The 15,612-nt window shown below is 35.1% G+C and carries 17 protein-coding genes and 2 tRNA genes; 13 read left to right on the top strand and 6 right to left on the bottom strand.

Annotation, left to right across the window (positions count from 1 at the left end; translation table 11 throughout):
• Positions 1-2 precede the first annotated feature (2 nt).
• Together E0W73_RS10425 and E0W73_RS10420 are read left to right on the top strand one after the other, a co-directional pair.
• Positions 3-75: transfer RNA gene (locus E0W73_RS10425), tRNA-Gly, on the top strand.
• A gap of 93 nt (positions 76-168) precedes the next feature.
• Positions 169-241 (top strand) — tRNA-Gly (locus E0W73_RS10420).
• Between the two features lie 675 nt (positions 242-916).
• Here E0W73_RS10420 and pepE read toward each other — a convergent pair.
• Positions 917-1,624, bottom strand: a complete 708-nt coding sequence (gene pepE / locus E0W73_RS10415; protein ID WP_135222008.1) for a dipeptidase PepE — start codon at positions 1,622-1,624, stop codon at positions 917-919.
• 162 nt (positions 1,625-1,786) lie between these two features.
• Between pepE and E0W73_RS10410 the strand changes: the two genes are divergently transcribed.
• The 7 genes from E0W73_RS10410 to E0W73_RS10380 all read left to right on the top strand — a co-directional run bounded on the left by E0W73_RS10410 (position 1,787) and on the right by E0W73_RS10380 (position 7,895).
• Positions 1,787-2,563, top strand: a complete 777-nt coding sequence (locus tag E0W73_RS10410; protein ID WP_244248467.1) for a carboxypeptidase-like regulatory domain-containing protein — start codon at positions 1,787-1,789, stop codon at positions 2,561-2,563.
• Entirely contained in the window at positions 2,550-3,278 is a 729-nt protein-coding gene (locus tag E0W73_RS10405; protein WP_135222007.1) for a carboxypeptidase-like regulatory domain-containing protein, read from the top strand. Before E0W73_RS10410 ends, E0W73_RS10405 begins: the two co-directional genes overlap by 14 nt.
• On the top strand, positions 3,268-4,020 hold the full coding sequence (locus tag E0W73_RS10400) for a hypothetical protein (RefSeq protein ID WP_135222006.1): 753 nt from the start codon (positions 3,268-3,270) through the stop codon (positions 4,018-4,020). The genes E0W73_RS10405 and E0W73_RS10400 overlap by 11 nt, the downstream gene beginning before the upstream one ends.
• On the top strand, positions 4,017-4,523 hold the full coding sequence (locus tag E0W73_RS10395) for a DUF6702 family protein (protein WP_135222005.1): 507 nt from the start codon (positions 4,017-4,019) through the stop codon (positions 4,521-4,523). Before E0W73_RS10400 ends, E0W73_RS10395 begins: the two co-directional genes overlap by 4 nt.
• Before the next feature lie 66 nt (positions 4,524-4,589).
• On the top strand, positions 4,590-6,827 hold the full coding sequence (locus E0W73_RS10390) for a M1 family metallopeptidase (RefSeq protein WP_135222004.1): 2,238 nt from the start codon (positions 4,590-4,592) through the stop codon (positions 6,825-6,827).
• Positions 6,828-6,978: 151 nt separating this feature from the next.
• Entirely contained in the window at positions 6,979-7,326 is a 348-nt protein-coding gene (locus E0W73_RS10385) for a Sec-independent protein translocase subunit TatA/TatB (RefSeq protein ID WP_135222003.1), read from the top strand.
• Positions 7,326-7,895 carry a phosphatase PAP2 family protein gene (locus E0W73_RS10380; RefSeq protein WP_135222002.1) on the top strand — a complete coding sequence of 190 codons (570 nt, stop codon included), beginning with the start codon at positions 7,326-7,328 and terminating at the stop codon, positions 7,893-7,895. Before E0W73_RS10385 ends, E0W73_RS10380 begins: the two co-directional genes overlap by 1 nt.
• On the opposite strand, the gene E0W73_RS10375 is transcribed toward E0W73_RS10380, so the two are convergent.
• The 4 genes from E0W73_RS10375 to E0W73_RS10360 form a co-directional block, all read right to left on the bottom strand.
• Positions 7,892-8,608, bottom strand: coding sequence for a phytanoyl-CoA dioxygenase family protein (locus E0W73_RS10375; RefSeq protein WP_135222001.1), 717 nt, complete (start codon positions 8,606-8,608; stop codon positions 7,892-7,894). The genes E0W73_RS10380 and E0W73_RS10375 overlap by 4 nt on opposite strands.
• A gap of 51 nt (positions 8,609-8,659) precedes the next feature.
• On the bottom strand, positions 8,660-9,301 hold the full coding sequence (locus E0W73_RS10370; protein ID WP_135222000.1) for an O-methyltransferase: 642 nt from the start codon (positions 9,299-9,301) through the stop codon (positions 8,660-8,662).
• Between the two features lie 112 nt (positions 9,302-9,413).
• The gene (locus E0W73_RS10365) at positions 9,414-9,779 is read right to left on the bottom strand and encodes a hypothetical protein (RefSeq protein WP_135221999.1); all 366 of its coding nucleotides are present in this window, start codon (positions 9,777-9,779) and stop codon (positions 9,414-9,416) included.
• Positions 9,780-9,993: 214 nt separating this feature from the next.
• Positions 9,994-10,584 carry a YceI family protein gene (locus E0W73_RS10360; RefSeq protein WP_135221998.1) on the bottom strand — a complete coding sequence of 197 codons (591 nt, stop codon included), beginning with the start codon at positions 10,582-10,584 and terminating at the stop codon, positions 9,994-9,996.
• Positions 10,585-11,022: 438 nt separating this feature from the next.
• Here E0W73_RS10360 and rlmN point away from each other — a divergent pair, with 438 nt between their 5' ends.
• Positions 11,023-12,066 (top strand): 23S rRNA (adenine(2503)-C(2))-methyltransferase RlmN, encoded by a 1,044-nt coding sequence (gene rlmN / locus E0W73_RS10355; RefSeq protein ID WP_135221997.1) that lies wholly within the window; start codon positions 11,023-11,025, stop codon positions 12,064-12,066.
• An 80-nt stretch (positions 12,067-12,146) separates the two neighbouring features.
• Here rlmN and E0W73_RS10350 read toward each other — a convergent pair whose 3' ends face one another.
• Complete coding sequence (locus tag E0W73_RS10350) at positions 12,147-13,007, bottom strand: hypothetical protein (RefSeq protein ID WP_135221996.1); 861 nt, start codon at positions 13,005-13,007, stop codon at positions 12,147-12,149.
• Between the two features lie 157 nt (positions 13,008-13,164).
• On the opposite strand from E0W73_RS10350, the gene E0W73_RS10345 reads away from it, so the two are divergent.
• The 3 genes from E0W73_RS10345 (at position 13,165) to E0W73_RS10335 (ending at position 15,605) form a co-directional block, all read left to right on the top strand.
• Positions 13,165-14,142, top strand: a complete 978-nt coding sequence (locus tag E0W73_RS10345; protein WP_135221995.1) for a polyprenyl synthetase family protein — start codon at positions 13,165-13,167, stop codon at positions 14,140-14,142.
• A 202-nt stretch (positions 14,143-14,344) separates the two neighbouring features.
• On the top strand, positions 14,345-14,905 hold the full coding sequence (locus tag E0W73_RS10340) for an RNA polymerase sigma factor (RefSeq protein WP_135221994.1): 561 nt from the start codon (positions 14,345-14,347) through the stop codon (positions 14,903-14,905).
• Positions 14,892-15,605, top strand: a complete 714-nt coding sequence (locus tag E0W73_RS10335) for a hypothetical protein (protein ID WP_135221993.1) — start codon at positions 14,892-14,894, stop codon at positions 15,603-15,605. The genes E0W73_RS10340 and E0W73_RS10335 overlap by 14 nt, the downstream gene beginning before the upstream one ends.
• The last annotated feature ends 7 nt before the right edge of the window (positions 15,606-15,612 follow it).

Raw genomic sequence — 15,612 nt, 5'->3', positions numbered from 1 at the left:
ATGCGAAAGTAGCTCAGTTGGTAGAGCTCCAGCCTTCCAAGCTGGTTGTCGCGAGTTCGAGCCTCGTCTTTCGCTCTAAGACCAAAATTTTGGTTTTTGTCAAAAGTAAATAATTTTTGATTTTTGTTTTTTAATAATAAAAAATTATTTATATTTGCACCCTGTAATGCGAAAGTAGCTCAGTTGGTAGAGCTCCAGCCTTCCAAGCTGGTTGTCGCGAGTTCGAGCCTCGTCTTTCGCTCTCAAAATCCTCAAACTTCAGTTTGAGGATTTTTTCTTTTCAATTAGTTCATAGAATCAGGTTCAATTGGATCAGGTGCAAAAGTTGCATAAATCACAAAACTTGGGGATTATGCAAAAAGATTAGATAATCTGAATAAAAAAAGGTTCAAAATTATTACCTAGATAGTGAAATTATACCCTAGAAACTAAAACTTTCAGTATGTCAAACATAGCCAGCGGTTTCAACCGCTGGAACGCAACGCTATCACAACGCTTATTCGCATTCAACTGCTTGAACTTTTAGTATGTCAAACATAGCCAGCGGTTTCAACCTCTGGAACGCAAAGCTGTCACAGCGCTTATTCGCATTCAACCGCTGGAACTTTTAGTATGTCAAACATAGCCAGCGGTTTCAACCGCTGGAACGCAACGTTATCACGCTTATTCGTATTCGCCCGCGCAGTTGAAACCGCTGGCTATGTTTTCAATATAAACAGTACAAAAACTCTACGTTTCTCACACCTCTGAACCGCGCTGGGTTGAAATAAGCAACCTAGAAACATAGCTTTCTTTAGTGTCTTTTCTCTATATAAATCTATGTTTCTATGTGTTGAGTAAAAGTAAAAATTACGCCTAACGGTTTTTTTATTTTGCTTTAATTTAAATGAGCTTGTATGGCTTATATGGTTCAAAACTATTTTAGATTGCTCAAATCGCTTTCAGGCTCTAATTCTTCCGGAGTTTGATTTTGTTTAAAAAGTCTTGCTTTCAAATCTCCCTTCAAAGTTATTTGGTCTCCTTTGACCTCCAGCCAGCTTCCTTCTCTTAAGCCTAAAACCGGAATTGAATTGAAGGCATGAAATTCCTTAATCCTCGTTTCGCGGGTTTCACCCATGTGTTTTGACTGCAAGTCCGCGTCTAAATAATGCGGGTTTAAATTGAAAGGAATAAGGCCTAAAGTTTGAAAACTAGGAGGGTAGACAATCGGCATGTCGTTTGTAGTCTGCATTGATAGGCCACATATGTTGCTTCCGGCGCTTGATCCTAAATATGGTGTTCCGTTTTTGACAGTTTCAGAAAGCAACTGCATAATGTTGTTTTTGTAAAGCTGTGTTACTAGCAAAAAAGTGTTGCCTCCGCCGGTGAATATTCCTTCAGCATTTTTTATAGCCTCCTGTGGGTTTTCAAATTCATGAATTCCTTTAACAGAAATATTTATACTGCCGAATGCTTGAGCTGCTTTTTGTGTGTATTCGTCATGAGAGATGCCTCCAGGGCGTGCGTACGGAATAAATAAAATACTTTTGCAGTCTTTAAAATGAGTTGTTAAAATAGGAAGTAAGTACTCCAAGTAATTTCCTCCGTGCAATGTTGAGGTGCTTGCAATAATAATGCTTTTCATAATTTTTTTCTCGAAATTCTGTCGTTAAAGATATTAAAAAACTCACTTTCGAACTTTAATCGAAATTGTTTTAATTAACATATTTTTACCAACCTATTAATACTTAATTTGGAATACATTAGGATATTTTTACATTTTAAGAATTAGTAAACATTTTGCATTTTGATTCACAAATTTCTTTGCTTTTTAATGGTTGTTTTGGGTCAGAATGTCTGGTCGCAGAACACGGAGCGCTCTGTTATAAACGGAAAAATCACCTCTAATACAGCCAATACCTCAGATTTAGAAGGTGTTTATGTAATCAATGCGCAAACAGAAGCTTCTGTGATTACAGATTCTTCAGGTACTTTTTCGATTTTGGCAAAAGTAGATGATGTTTTGGTTTTTTCTTCAGTTGGTTTTAAGGAAAAACGTGTTGTCTTAACTTCTGAGAATTTCACCGATTTGAATTTTACCGTAAAACTTAGTATGGTAATGCATCAACTTGAAGAAGTAATTGTAAAAAGATACGATAATATAAATGCAGTAGCTTTAGGAATTGTTCCGGCAGATCAGAAAAGTTATACTCAAGCCGAACGTAAACTAAAAACGGCAACGGCTTTGGATCCAACTGCGACAGCTGGCGGAATGGTTGGCGGTTCTATTTCGGCAGATCCTCTGCTGAATTTTTTCTCTGGAAGAACGGCAATGCTGAAAAAAGAAATAGAAGTCGAAAAGAAAGAGTTTTTTATGAAGCTTCTGGAAAAAATGTTTAGCTGGGAGCATTTTGTCGAAAGACTAAAAATTCCGGCAGAATATGTAAAAGGTTTTGAATATTACGCTGTAGAAAATGATAAATTTACGGCTATATTAAACTCAAAAAATAAAACTTCTACCGAGTTCCTTCTCGGAGAATTAGCTGTAAAATATAAAGAATTGATTGCCAGTGGAAATAAGTAAGCTCATAAAAGTTGCTCTTTTGCTGTTTTTTGTGCAAATTTCTTTGGCGCAGAATGTCATCTTTACAGAATTGTCAGGAAAGGTCACAGAAGGGACTACGCCTGTTGAAAATGTAAATATCATTAACAATAATACCCAAGCGGCAACGGTCTCAGATGCTGATGGTAATTTTTCGATAACTGTAAGGGAAGGTGATGTTTTGGTTTTTTCTGCCGTCAACTTAGAGCCGGTTAAGCTCAGGATTACAGCAGAACAGCTTTCGTCAAAAGAACTTTTGGTTAGAATGACTGCAAAAGAAGTGCAACTTAAGGAAGTAGTGGTGAATGAAAATGCGGGAATTACAGCAGAAAATCTCGGAATCGTGCCTCGCGGTCAAAAAAAGTACACTCCAGCTGAAAGAAAGGTTTATACAGCAACTTCTACCTCTATTGATAAGTTGCTCAATAAGATTTCTGGTCGAACCGCTATGCTAAAAAAAGAGGTGAATGTTGAGAAAAAAGAAATGCTTTTTAGGAAAATGGAATATCTTTTTGATGAGAATTATTATACAGAAAGATTGAAGATACCTGTGAATGATGTAAAAGGATTTCAGTTATTTTGTATAGATGATGCCGAATTTGCTGTATCTTTGAATAGTAAAAACAAAACAATGAGTATGTTTTTGATCACAGATTTAGCAAGAAAATATCTAACAATTCTCGAAAATGAAAAATAAATTAGGAATACTCGTTGTATGCTTCTTTTGTCAAATTGTATTAGGACAAAACGGTTCAAGAAAACCTCTTCACGGGCAAGTAAAAAATGATTTTTTAACCATTGAAAGTGGTTATGTGATGAATATTAATGCAAATGTGCGGACTTTTATTGGTTCAAACGGTTTCTTTGATATTATGGCAAGACCAAAAGATACCTTGCTTTTTTCTGGTATAGCTTTTCAGTCAAAAAAAATCGTTCTGACCGAAGCAGATTGCGCTCAGGTTTTATTTGTTGCCAAATTAGATTTGGTAAACAACCAACTAAGAGAAGTCGTAGTTCATAAAGAGCTAAAAGTAAAAGGCGTGCAGGGCAATTCGCAACGTATTGTAGATACGCAGTTTGAAGATGATAAACAGTCTACGGCTAAAAATACTGCTATGTACTCTGATCAAACCATTAAATACGGAATGGATTTTGTCCGAATATTCAAAGATGTAAAAAAGCTTTTCAGAGCAAAAGAAGATGTAAAGGAAGAAGAAGTCACCGATATTGCTTTTGTAGAATATGCTAAAGATAATTTTACAAAGGATTTTTACACAAAAACACTTGCGCTTAAAGAAGATGAAATAGAATTATTTTTAATGTATTGTTCTAATGATGTGACTTCAAAGCAATTTTTAAAACCTGACGAAAAATTTCAGTTAATGGATTTTATGGTCAATAAGAATAAAGAGTTTAAAAAAGCGGAAGCCCAAAAATGAGAAATAAATTAAATTATTTTTTTTTAGCGGCTGTTTTTGTTCTGTCTTCTGGTTTTGGTTTCCATAAATTTTACGTAGGTGTTTTTCAGGTAAATTATGCCGAGGAAAAGAAAATGCTTCAAATTACTTCGCGTATTTTTATTGATGACCTGAACAATGCAATGGAAAAAAAATACCACAAAAAAACATTTGTAGGAACAGATAAAGAAACTCCTGCAGATCTCGATTTGTTAAAAAAATATCTTTCCGAGCATTTTGCAATTAAAGTAAACGGCCAATCTAAAATAATTACTTTTTTGTCTAAAGAAGTAGAAGCAGGCGATGTGCTGGTGTGTTATTCTAGAATAAAAGATATTGATAAAATCAAGACGTTAGAAATTTCAAATTCCCTTCTTGTAGATTGGAACTCTGAACAGCAGAATATTACACATATTTCAGCATTTGGCACTAAAAAGAGTGTTCTTTTTACAGAATCTTCAAGGAAAGAAGTGTTAAAGTACTAATGAATAGTTAAAACTATTGTTTTAATTACTATTTTCACAGCCTGACAAAACGACCATTAAAATTTTATGAAAAAACTTTCATTATTATTACTTTTTCCTGCACTGTTAGCGGCACAGGATAAAGCGCCTGCCGTAAAACAACAGGGAAAATATGATACGAATAAGTTCAGCCAGATGTACGATCTTTTGGCTACTCCAAATATGTTTCGTACCGCATCGGGAGCTCCGGGGCCTGCTTATTACCAACAACAGGCAGATTATAAAATTGATGTTGAGCTGGATGACAAAAATTCGAGACTAAGCGGTTTGGAAACCATAACCTATACAAACAATTCTCCAGATAGTTTGGAATATTTATGGGTTCAGCTGGATCAAAACCAAGCAAAAGCAAATACGCAGACTTCGTTGGCAGAAAGCGATAAAATCAATCAGGTTCTGCCTTTGGAAGGTTTTTCAACCAAATATCTAAAGAAAGATCTTGAACGCGGTTTTAATATTGAGCAGGTAAAAGATGCAAAAGGAAATCCGCTTTCTTATACCATCAACGAAACAATGATGCGAATCAATCTGACATCGCCTTTAAAACCAGGAGAAAAAATTTCTTTTTCTGTAAAATGGTGGTACAACATCAATAATTACAGAAAAGAAGGCGGTCGTTCTGGTTACGAGTTATTCGAAAAAGACGGAAACAAATTATACGTTATTGCCCAGTTTTACCCAAGAATGGCAGTTTACAATGATGTAGAAGGCTGGCAGAATATGCAGTTTTGGGGAAGCGGAGAGTTTGCTCTCCCTTTTGGGAATTTTGATGTAAATATCACCGTTCCGGCTGATCACGTAATTGATGCAACTGGAGAATTGATGAACAGAAGCGAAGTTTTTACTCCAGAGCAGGTAAAACGTTACGAACAGGCTCAAAAGTCATTTGATAAGCCAGTTGTAATTGTGACTCAGGCAGAAGCTGAAGCGGCTGAAAAAGGATTTTCTGAAAAGAAAAAAACTTGGAAATTCAGTGCCAAAAATGTACGTGACTTCGGTATTGCATCTTCACGAAAATTCATTTATGATGCAATGGCTGTAAAACTGAATAACAAAATTGTTATGGCAGAATCTGTTTATCCTAAAGAAGCAAATCCGCTTTGGGGAGAAACCTCTACCATGACCGTTGCACATACTTTAAAAAGCTATTCTTCTCACACATTTGATTATCCTTATCCGAAAGCAGTATCTGTTTCGGCAGAAGATCAAGGAATGGAGTATCCTATGATTTGCTGGAATTATGGTCGTCCTGACGAAAACGGAGTAACGAGCAGAGAAGTTAAAAACGGAATGATTGGTGTTGTAATCCACGAAGTTGGACACAATTTTTTTCCAATGATTGTAAATTCAGACGAGCGTCAATGGACTTGGATGGACGAAGGTTTAAACTCGTTTTTAGAGTATTTGGCGGAGCAAGAATTGGATCCTAATTTTCCATCAAGACGAGGACCGGCCAAAAATATTGTTCCGTACATGAGCGGAGACCAGAAGTTTTTGGAGCCAATTATGTCAAACTCTGAAACGATTCACCAATTCGGAAATAATGCTTACGGAAAACCAGCTACAGGTTTAAATATTATGAGAGAAGTGGTTATGGGGCATGAACTTTTTGATCATGCATTCAAGACCTACGCTAACAGGTGGAAATTCAAACACCCAACTCCTGAAGATTTCTTTAGGACTATGGAAGACGCTTCTGCAGTAGACTTAGACTGGTTTATCAGAGGATGGTTTTACTCTACAGATTTTGTTGATATTGCGATTAACAACGTAAAACAGTACTATGTTTCTGAAAAACCAACAGCTGATTTAAAAGATGTAAAAGTGAGAAAAGGACGTTTTGGTTTTGAAAAAGGTCCGTTTGTTTACTTGGTTTCAGGAGATAATCCAGAAGTAAATTCTTCAAGCAAAAAAGCTTTAAAAGTAGAAGATGTAAAGCCATTGGCAGATTATATAGACCAGACTTTTACAGCAGAGGAAAAAGCAAATATCAAATCGCCAAAGTATTTCTATGAAGTAGAATTTTCTAAGCCAGGTGGCATGATTATGCCGATTTTAGTTGAGATTACTTATGAAGACGGTACAAAAGAGAATTTTAAATATCCAGCACAAATCTGGAGAAAAAATAACGATGTCGCCAGAAAGGTTTATGCAACAACAAAAGCTATTAAGAGTATTCAAATCGACCCTAAACTGCTTACTGCAGATATCGATGTAACGAATAATTCATGGCCTAAAGCAGATACGAAGTCAAAATTTGACTAAACAGGTAAATTATACAAGAAAGTTCATCAGGTTTAAAAAGCTTGATGAACTTTTTCTTTTGTATTAAATGCATTTTAAAGGACTTTTTAAGTTAATTTTAAAACTCTAACCTCCAAAATTTAATATCTTTGCCACAACAAAATTTAAAATTATGTTTGGTATAGGAGGAGGAGAACTAGTTTTCATACTATTTGTAGTGCTAATGCTATTTGGTTCTGATAAAGTGCCGGAAATTGCTCGTACAATGGGGAAAGCTATGGCTCAGTTAAAAAATGCAACCAACGATATTAAAAGTGAAATTCAAAAAGGTGCAGAAGCAAATGGTCTTGATGCAAAATCTTTGAATGACATTACCGGAAATATCAATGCCGAGATCAATAGCGCAAAAGCTAATCTGATGGGAGATTCTCAAAGTTTATTAGGAGAAACTGCCACAGAAATAGAAAAAGTAAAAGAAGATATTGACGCTCTCTCAGGACCTATTAAACGCCAAAGATAATGCTAGAAAAAATAGAAGAATTAGATATAAATCTCCTTGTATATTTGAACGGATTAGGTTCGGAAACTTACGATAAATTCTGGCTTATCATTACCCAGCAATTGTATTGGACACCTTTTTTTCTATTTCTTTTTTATCTGATTTATAAAAAAATCGGTACTAAGCAAACCTTGTATATACTGCTTTTCATTGCAATTTTAATTGCGTTTACAGATCAGACGACCAATTTGTTTAAACATACTTTTCAGCGCCTGCGTCCTTGTAATAATCCCGACTTAAAATCGATTATCCGAATTGTTCAGGTTCGTAATTCGTACAGCTTCTTTTCGGGTCATGCGGCCAATACAATGGCGGTTGCGTCTTTCTTATTCTGGATTCTAAGACGTCATTTCAGGTATTTCGGACTTATATTTTTATGGCCGTTGATTTTCGCTTACAGCCGAATTTATTTAGGATTACATTATCCTGGTGATATTCTTACGGGGTATTTTTTCGGAGCGCTTTTCGGATCACTACTTTATCTGGTTTATAGAAAGCTGAAGCCGCAATATTTTCCAGAGGCGGTTTAATTAAGATAAGTTGTCTTTTCGCTCCACTCTAAACCTTCCGGAAGCTCTGTTTTGCTGAATTCTATATGAATGACTCTTCGTCTTTCGTTGTTTGTAGTTTTGCTCGAAGCATGAAAAAGTAAAGGTTTCATAATCATTATACCTCCTTTTTCTACCTCGCAGATAGTTTCGTTTTCTAGTCTCAGATTTTCTACTCTAAAAATTCCTTTAGAATGTGAATTGTTGGCCACTTTTAAAGCGCCATTTTCTTTTGTGGTTTTATCGATATGAATTCGAATTGTAAAATTATCTTCTAGAATCTCTTTTGGAGGTTGCACCGCAAACTGATTTTGCTTTACTGTCCAGTTTTCAAAATTTTCAAACTCTACTTTTTTATCCACAGAAATCGTCAGATCCTGATGATAAGCTACAAACCAATTCGATTTTTGAGGTTTGTCAAAATAGATAGATTTAGTAATGAAATATCCTTTTCCAAAAGTATTTTCAATAATGCTTTTCAGGTTTTCATTAAAAATAAAATCTAAAGTTTCGGGCACTTCTTTATGAAACTGTCTGATAGCAAATAAATCCTGTGATTTTCTAAAAGTAGGATTATCGCTGTCACTTTCGGTTTTGTTTTCTATTAATGAAATCAATTTTTCTATTTCACTTTCAGTGTAAACAGAATTGATGATAGTGAATCCTTCGGAGTTTATTTCGGTGCTGTAATTCATAATATTGTCTTTGCTTAAAGCCAAATCGTAACTGGCAGATATTCAATAGAATTAAAGTACTCTTGAAACGGTTAATCCGTCACGAATAGGGAGCAAGACAGTTTCAACTCTTGGGTCGTTTTTTAGAAGCAAGTTATACTCTAAAAGCACTTTCGTGCTTGTGTCATTTGGATGAACAGGATCAAGTATTTTTCCGCTCCATAATACATTGTCAGACAAAATAATGCCGCCCTTATTCATTTTTGGAACAATCATTTCCCAATAATTCAGGTAATTTTCTTTATCGGCATCAATAAAAACCAAATCAAATTTCAGATCCAATTCAGGAATAATATTGATGGCCTCTCCCAAATGCTGAAAAATCTGTTTTCCCCACGGAGACGCGTCAAAATATTTGCGCTGAAAATCTACTAGTTCTTCTTTGATGTCTATGGTGTGCAACTGACCGTTTTCCTGCATTCCTTCGCAAAGGCATAAAGCGGCATAACCGGTGTAAGTTCCGATTTCAAGAATATTTGCCGGGCGTATCAATTTAGAAAGCATGCTTAATACACGGCCTTGGAAATGTCCGCTAAGCATTCGCGGCAACAAAATCTTCTGATAAGTTTCTTTATTAAGTTTTGCTAGAAGTTCTGGTTCGTTTTCAGAGTGCTGTTCGATATAATCTTCTAATTCCTGTGATATAAAATGCATGGTCTGTCTTTTCAAATTTTAAGGCAAAAATACAAAATATCCAATCGTGATTTTGTATAAAAAAACCATTCGTTTTTGGCGAATGGTTTTAGTTTTTAACTATAAGTGAATCTTATTTTTTCAAAGCTTCTTTTACGTCTTTAGCTGTTTTTACAGTTCCGTCCTTAGCTGCTTTTGCTGCATTTTCGACTTTTTCAGCACCTTTTTTGGTAGCGTCTTTTACATCTGCTGCTGTTTTTTTTGCGGCACTTTCAACATCATCTGCTGCTTTTTGAGTTGCTTCTTTTGCTTTTGCCGCAGCATTTTCGGCTTTAATGACAGCGCTGTCTTTTGCTTCTTCGATATCTGTTGTTAATGAATCTACTCTGTTTCCAAGTGTTAATTCATCCTCAGCTGGCTTAGGCTCTTTTTTATCGCATGACTGAAAACCGAATGCCAATACAGCGATAACAGCTAAACTTAAAATTTGTTTTTTCATAATTGCTTTTTTTTTAGGTTGATAAAAATCTAAAGGTTATATGGCTGAAAAATAAAAATACAAATTTTAAAATTAACGAGCTCCTTGTAAGATTATTTTTCTTTTAGAGCTAGACAATTCTTGTGCCAAATTTTGCTTTTTGAAACTGAAGCGAAACTTTTTTTTAAAGAAACAGATTCGATTTTTTATGATTGTAAAATTGTATCATTTGCTTTTATTTGATAACCAATACATTATCATTTTTAGTGTAATCGGTTAAAGTGATATTAAAGATTATCGTTAAATCTTTCCCAGCTCTTACAACTCCTAGAGCGGCAGTTGGAGCAGCCATTCCGAAATCTGCAAAGGTAACCTGGTTAGATCCTTGAAGGATAAAATTTCCGTTGTTAGCAGTTATTCTTACCTGTGTTTTGTATTCTCTGCTTACACCAGCAATCGTATATACTCCAGTTAGAGTCCAAGTTGTCTCGTTTATTTTTTCAGCAGATTTTAAAACATATTTTACATATTTATGAGACTTTGTATCTAATGTTTCATAAGCTACATCATCCATACTGGTTTTGCTGCTTTTAATGCTTTCTGCTGGAATAGTAATAGTGAAACTGTTAATATCGGTTAGCTTAGATTCTTTCACTGTTAGGTTTGCAGTTCCAGATCCTTCTGTAGATTTCATTACCCAATCGTGTACATTAGAAGTTCCTGCAACCTCAAAAGTTGATCTTGCATTTATATTGTAATTTCGTTGTGCATTTACTTGTAAAGTCAATGTGATTACTAAGGCTAGGATTAATTTGATCGTTTTCATCTTTATGTGGTATTTAGTTAAAACCTTGGGATAGTTTGTTTTTTGATCTTGTTTTTGAGATTTAGACTACTATCTTTTTCTTGTACCAAATGTATTGCGAACGAACAGCATAAGAGATGATAAAAATCATGGTTAGATTTTTATTTATTGTTTATTACTAATAGAGAGGTTTTACCATTTGATGATAACCGCTTTTTGAAAACTTGTTTTGTGGTTTTAATGTTTTGATTTTTAGAGTTTTGTTTTTTCGTATTGAGAGAGATTTATCTTCTTTTGTGTATTTAGTATTTTTGTAATTCTTAAGAATCCTAAACTCCAATGGGTTCTTAAGGAAGTTTAAGAGAGATTAAATTCATAAAATGATTCTCTGTTTTTGAATTTTGATTAAGAATGATATCGAAAATCAAAAAAAATAATAAAAGTGCTTAACTTTGCAGCATGCAAATTGAGAAAAAAGACATAAGAGCCTTATCAAAAGAACAGCTTCGAGATTTTTTTGTATCTAACGGAGACAAAGCTTTTCGAGGCAATCAGGTTTATGAATGGCTGTGGAGCAAAGGAGCGCATAGTTTTGAGGACATGACCAATGTAGCAAAAACTACAAGGTCTATGCTCGAAGATAATTTTGTAATTAATCATATTAAGGTAGATACGATGCAGCGCAGCAGCGACGGAACAGTTAAAAATGCTGTTCGTCTGCATGACGGTCTGGTTGTAGAATCTGTTTTGATTCCGACAGAAACCAGAACAACTGCCTGCGTTTCGAGCCAAGTGGGCTGCAGTCTGGATTGTAATTTCTGCGCCACAGCACGATTAAAGAGAATGCGTAATCTGGAGCCAGGAGAAATTTATGATCAGATTGTAGCAATAGACAAAGAAAGCCGTTTGTATTACAATCATCCGCTTTCAAATATTGTTTTTATGGGAATGGGCGAGCCTTTAATGAACTATAATAATGTCATCAAGGCAATTGATATGATTACTTCTGAGGAAGGTTTAGGAATGTCGCCAAAGCGCATCACTGTTTCTACTTCTGGAATTCCGAAAATGATCAGAAAAATGGCCGATGATGAAGTGAAATTCAAACTGGCCGTTTCGCTTCATTCCGCAATTGACGATACCCGCGCACGAATTATGCCTTTCAGCAAAAACTTCCCTTTAAAAGAATTGAGAGAAGCATTAGAATATTGGTACAGAAAAACAAAAAGCAAGGTTTCGTACGAATATGTGGTTTGGAAAGGAATAAACGATGATAAAGCTTCTGTAGATGCGCTGGTTAAATTCTGTAAATATGTACCCTGCAAGGTTAACCTAATAGAATACAATCCGATTGATGATGGAGAATTTCAGCAGGCATCGGAAGAATCAATCATGGCTTACATAAAAGCGCTCGAAAATATTGGAGTAGTGGTAAAAGTAAGACGTAGTCGAGGAAAAGATATAGACGCTGCATGTGGGCAGCTGGCCAATAAGGAAGCATAGTCTTAAATAGAAAACAAAAAAGCATTAAAAACGGAACTGTCTCTTGTTTTTAATGCTTTTTTTTTGGGCAAAAAGGACACTTATTTTTTCAAGTCGACTTGCTCTGTCACACCGTCTTTGGTAACAGAAACCATAGTATCGCAGTCGCCATTTCCATAATCAATAACAGCAGAAGCTCCGTTTTTAGTTATAGAAACAATTCCTTTTAAGGCAAAAGATTTTCTGCATGATGCTTCAAATTCTAATGGAGTGGTAATTTCTGCAGAGAAAGTATCTCCATTCGGAAAAGTCGTGGTGCCGCTGCCAGTAACTACAAAAACATTGTCATCCCAATCAAACCAAGTATCGTAGCCAGCGGTCATTTCTTTTACAAGACTTCCTTTTCTGCTGTAAACGCTTCCATCGTCAAAAGTGATCGTCAAATCTATAGATGCTGTAGAAACTGGGTGCGCAGTAACGAGTAAATTAGTTTCTTTTATGGTTCTTACAATGCTTTTGCTTCCTTGCAATTTTCGTCCATTATGATAAAATCCGTCAAATGTATAACTGATTGTTTGCGTAGACGACGAAAAATCATTAGAAAATGACACGACCATTTTTCCCTTTACAGAATTTCCGTTGTTTAAAGTGCATCCTTCAGCGCCAAAATCTACCGTTTTTGTCCAAGTATTATTAGTTAAAACAGTTGTAATAACCGCACAGCTTGGTAAAAAGTTTTTTATTGGACCGCTGGCTTTTGCTGTTACGTTCAGTTGTGCGTTAAATTGATCTTCAGCGATATTGGTAACGTCTTCGATAGAGGCATCGATTTTAGAATTGGCGATGATTTCTTCGTTAGTAATTGCTGCAGTTGAGCCGTCATTTGTTTTTTCATCAGAATTACAACCAACGAAAAAAGACATTGTGATGAATGTTCCAAGTAATAAAAATTTAGTTTTCATAAAAATAGTTTAGTGGTTACCTTAATTAATGAACTTAAATTAGTATTAGATCGAAATGTTTTTGGATTGTTTTTTAGGCTTCGAAGTAAAAAATATTATATTCCTAACCTAAAATAGACAACGTATTTTTATTTAAAATAGTATATTTGGAATCGAAATGAATATTACCTCTCAAATAAAACAGCCTATTTTTCACGAAATGGAACTTTTTGAAAAAAAGTTTCATGAATCGATGACTTCAAAGGTTGCATTGCTAAATCGTATTACTTATTATATTGTTAACCGAAAAGGGAAACAAATGCGTCCGATGTTTGTTTTTTTGACGGCCAAAATGGTTTCGGGTGGTACGGTAAATGAAAGAACCTATCGAGGCGCTTCGGTAATTGAGCTTATCCATACTGCAACTTTGGTACACGACGATGTAGTAGACGACAGCAATCGCCGACGCGGATTCTTCTCGATCAATGCTCTTTGGAAAAATAAAATCGCAGTTTTGGTCGGAGATTATTTGCTTTCAAAAGGGCTGTTGCTTTCAATTGATAATGGCGATTTTGATTTGCTCCAAATTATTTCTGTTGCAGTCCGTGAAATGAGTGAGGGCGAATTGCTTCAGATAGAAAAGGCACGAAGACTTGATATTACCGAAGATGTTTATTACGAAATTATCCGAAAAAAGACCGCTACACTTATTGCGGCCTGTTGCGCTCTTGGAGCAAAAGCGGTTGCAGAAGACACGGTTAAGGTCGAAAACATGCGCAAATTTGGTGAACTTATCGGAATGGCTTTTCAAATCAAAGACGATTTATTCGATTACAGCGAAGAAGCAATAGGAAAACCAACCGGTATTGATATTAAGGAGCAAAAAATGACATTACCTTTAATTCACGTTTTAAATACTTGTACTCCGCAAGAAAAAAAGTGGCTGATAAACTCCATCAAAAACCACAACAAAGACAGAAAACGCGTAAAAGAAGTTATTGCTTTTGTAAAAAATAATAATGGTCTGGCCTACGCCGAAAACAAAATGGTGCAATTCCAGCAAGAAGCGCTTTCTCTTCTTCAAAACTTCGAAGATTCTGAGTACAAAGATGCCTTGACTTTGATGGTCAACTACGTTATCGAAAGAAAAAAATAATTTCTTTAATTAGAAAATCAGAAAATTTATTAATTAGATAATTGATTTACTTTGCTGTAAATCAGTTATCTTCTTTGTGTATTGGAATTTGGAATTTATTTTTTTTGAATTTTTTTATTGTTGATGCAACCATTTCAAATCGACAATCGTCTATGCTAATAGAAGTCTGTTTCTAAAACCAAAAACAAACTAAAAGCTGTTAATGAAAATTATCCAGTTACATCAAGAAGAAACCAAAATCATAAAACTTGCCGTCGAAAACAATCGACAGGCACAGCAGCAGATTTATAGTAAGTTTTCTTCGAAAATGTTAAGCGTTTGCCGACAATATATAAAGGACATTCAATTGGCGGAAGATGTAATGATAACAGCTTTTATGAAAGTATTTACGAATTTGAAAAACTTTGAACATAAAGGAAGTTTTGAAGGCTGGATCCGCCGAATTATGGTTAATGAATGCATTTCGTATCTAAGAGTTCAGAAAAAGGTAAAATTTGCTGAAGATGAATTTTTTGTAGAAGAAAGCTTTAATGAAATCGACAGCCAGTTTACAGTAGAACAGATTCAGTATTTAATAGATTCTTTGCCAGATGGTTATAAAATGGTTTTCAATTTGTATGCTATCGAGGGGTACAAACACAATGAAATAGCAAAAATGCTGGGAATTAACGAAGGGACATCAAAATCGCAGTTATCGCACGCCAGAAAAATGCTGCAGGCACAAATTAATATTTTAAAAAGACAAGACAATGGAACCGAATAATTTTGAAAAGGATTTCCGTGAAAAACTAAATCAGCGTGAGATTGAGCCAAGCAGCAAAGCTTGGGACCGATTGGACGCCATGTTGAGTGTAGCAGAAGAAAAGAAGCCAGAGAAAAAGTCAACAAGAAAATGGTTGTACATAGCGGCCAGTTTCATCGGATTTTTGTTGGTCGCAACTATATTTTTCAATCAAAATAAAAAGACCACCGAAACCATCCCAACAGTGGTCGTAGAAAAAGAGATAGAAAAAGAAACGACTCCAGAACCTGTTTTGAATGATATTGATTCAGTAAAAATAGAGAATGCTGTTGCTGAAAAAACTTCAGAAGAAACTTCAAATAAAGAAGAAAAAACAAGCCGTCAAATCTTAAATAAATCCATAAAAAATGAATCAAACAAAATAACGGAGTCTTCAATCATCATCAAAAACAATCAATCAAAAGAAGCAATCAATAATCAATCTGTGGTTGCTGAAAATCCAAAAAAAGAAAGTATCGATCAGTTATTAGAAACAGCCGAAAATAAAGTATTGGCCGAAAATCAGACTAAAAAAGCTAAAGTAAAAATCAATGCGTCCGATTTGCTCAATCAGGTAGACGGAGAGCTAGAGCTTTCTTTTAGACAAAAAGTAATAACAAAAGTAAACAAAAACTTTCAGGAGGTCAAAGTCGCTTTGTCTAATAGAAATAAGCAAGAGTGAAAAAAAT

Origin of the sequence: Flavobacterium foetidum (genome assembly GCF_004634245.1) — a bacterium.
In the GTDB taxonomy this organism is placed as follows: domain Bacteria; phylum Bacteroidota; class Bacteroidia; order Flavobacteriales; family Flavobacteriaceae; genus Flavobacterium; species Flavobacterium foetidum.
Note: the sequence above shows the minus strand (reverse complement) of the source record. Positions and strands in the feature narration are given on the sequence as shown.

Bases quoted from the DNA above. Each gene is read 5' to 3' on its own strand.
- pepE (WP_135222008.1), bottom strand. From the start codon at position 1,624: ATGAAAAGCATTATTATTGCAAGCACCTCAACATTGCACGGAGGAAAT.
- E0W73_RS10400 (WP_135222006.1), top strand. From the start codon at position 3,268: ATGAAAAATAAATTAGGAATACTCGTTGTATGCTTCTTTTGTCAAATT.
- E0W73_RS10395 (WP_135222005.1), top strand. From the start codon at position 4,017: ATGAGAAATAAATTAAATTATTTTTTTTTAGCGGCTGTTTTTGTTCTG.
- E0W73_RS10390 (WP_135222004.1), top strand. From the start codon at position 4,590: ATGAAAAAACTTTCATTATTATTACTTTTTCCTGCACTGTTAGCGGCA.
- E0W73_RS10385 (WP_135222003.1), top strand. From the start codon at position 6,979: ATGTTTGGTATAGGAGGAGGAGAACTAGTTTTCATACTATTTGTAGTG.
- E0W73_RS10380 (WP_135222002.1), top strand. From the start codon at position 7,326: ATGCTAGAAAAAATAGAAGAATTAGATATAAATCTCCTTGTATATTTG.
- E0W73_RS10375 (WP_135222001.1), bottom strand. From the start codon at position 8,608: ATGAATTACAGCACCGAAATAAACTCCGAAGGATTCACTATCATCAAT.
- E0W73_RS10370 (WP_135222000.1), bottom strand. From the start codon at position 9,301: ATGCATTTTATATCACAGGAATTAGAAGATTATATCGAACAGCACTCT.
- E0W73_RS10365 (WP_135221999.1), bottom strand. From the start codon at position 9,779: ATGAAAAAACAAATTTTAAGTTTAGCTGTTATCGCTGTATTGGCATTC.
- E0W73_RS10360 (WP_135221998.1), bottom strand. From the start codon at position 10,584: ATGAAAACGATCAAATTAATCCTAGCCTTAGTAATCACATTGACTTTA.
- rlmN (WP_135221997.1), top strand. From the start codon at position 11,023: ATGCAAATTGAGAAAAAAGACATAAGAGCCTTATCAAAAGAACAGCTT.
- E0W73_RS10350 (WP_135221996.1), bottom strand. From the start codon at position 13,007: ATGAAAACTAAATTTTTATTACTTGGAACATTCATCACAATGTCTTTT.
- E0W73_RS10345 (WP_135221995.1), top strand. From the start codon at position 13,165: ATGAATATTACCTCTCAAATAAAACAGCCTATTTTTCACGAAATGGAA.
- E0W73_RS10340 (WP_135221994.1), top strand. From the start codon at position 14,345: ATGAAAATTATCCAGTTACATCAAGAAGAAACCAAAATCATAAAACTT.
- E0W73_RS10335 (WP_135221993.1), top strand. From the start codon at position 14,892: ATGGAACCGAATAATTTTGAAAAGGATTTCCGTGAAAAACTAAATCAG.